General features: G+C 54.8%; 1 protein-coding gene. It reads left to right on the top strand.

Translation table 11 applies throughout. From position 1 onward, the window contains the following. On the top strand, positions 1–1,282 hold a 1,282-nt coding region (locus tag G518_RS41360), incomplete at both ends, for a hypothetical protein (RefSeq protein ID WP_169458014.1).

Here is a 1,282-nt window from a genome sequence, read left to right as displayed (position 1 = left end):
AAGGAAGAGACCGAGCTATTGGTGTTGCTCAGGCCAGTACTCAAACTGGACACTGAACTGTTCGTCTCACTCAAGCCTGTGCTCAAGCTGGACACCGAGCTGTTGGTGTTGCTCAGGCCGGTGCTGAGCGAACTCACTCCGGTGCTCAACGACGAAACGGAGCTGTTGGTGTTGCTCAACCCGGTGCTGAGCGAGCTGACGCCAGTACTCAACGAGGAAACAGAGCTATTGGTGTTGCTCAGACCCGTACTCAAGCTAGACACGGAACTGTTCGTGTTGCTCAAACCTGTGCTGAGTGAGCTCACGCCAGTACTCAACGAGGAAACAGAGCTATTGGTGTTGCTCAGGCCCGTGCTCAAACTAGACACCGAGCTGTTCGTGTTGCTCAGGCCTGTGCTGAGTGAACTCACGCCAGTGCTCAAGGAAGAGACCGAGCTATTGGTGTTGCTCAGGCCAGTACTCAAACTGGACACTGAACTGTTCGTCTCGCTCAGGCCAGTGCTCAAGCTGGACACCGAGCTGTTGGTGTTGCTCAAGCCCGTGCTGAGCGAACTCACGCCGGTGCTCAAAGACGAAACAGAGCTATTGGTATTGCTCAAGCCCGTGCTCAGGCTAGACACCGAGCTGTTGGTGTTGCTCAAGCCGGTGCTGAGCGAACTCACGCCAGTGCTCAGCGACGAAACAGAGCTGTTCGTCTCGCTCAAGCCAGTGCTCAAGCTGGACACGGAACTATTCGTATTGCTCAAACCAGTACTCAGTGAGCTCACACCGGTACTCAAGGAGGAGACAGAGCTATTGGTGTTGCTCAGGCCCGTGCTCAAGCTAGACACGGAACTGTTCGTCTCACTCAGGCCAGTGCTCAGGCTAGACACTGAACTGTTCGTGTTGCTCAAGCCTGTGCTCAAGCTTGAAACGCTGGAGTTCGTATTGCTCAGACCTGTGCTGAGCGAACTCACTCCGGTGCTCAACGAAGAAACGGAGCTATTGGTATTGCTCAACCCGGTGCTGAGCGAGCTGACGCCAGTACTCAGAGACGAGACGGAGCTATTGGTATTGCTCAGACCCGTACTCAAACTGGACACGGAACTGTTCGTGTTGCTCAAACCTGTGCTGAGTGAGCTCACGCCAGTACTCAACGAAGAGACCGAGCTATTGGTGTTGCTCAGGCCAGTACTCAGGCTGGACACTGAACTGTTCGTCTCGCTCAAGCCAGTGCTCAAGCTGGACACCGAGCTGTTGGTGTTGCTCAGGCCGGTGCTGAGTGAACTCACGCCAGTACTCA

It is taken from the genome of Ottowia thiooxydans DSM 14619 (assembly GCF_000422885.1).
Lineage (GTDB): Bacteria > Pseudomonadota > Gammaproteobacteria > Burkholderiales > Burkholderiaceae_C > Ottowia > Ottowia thiooxydans.
The sequence above is the reverse complement of the archived record's forward strand: the minus strand, read 5'-3'. Positions and strand labels throughout refer to the sequence as shown.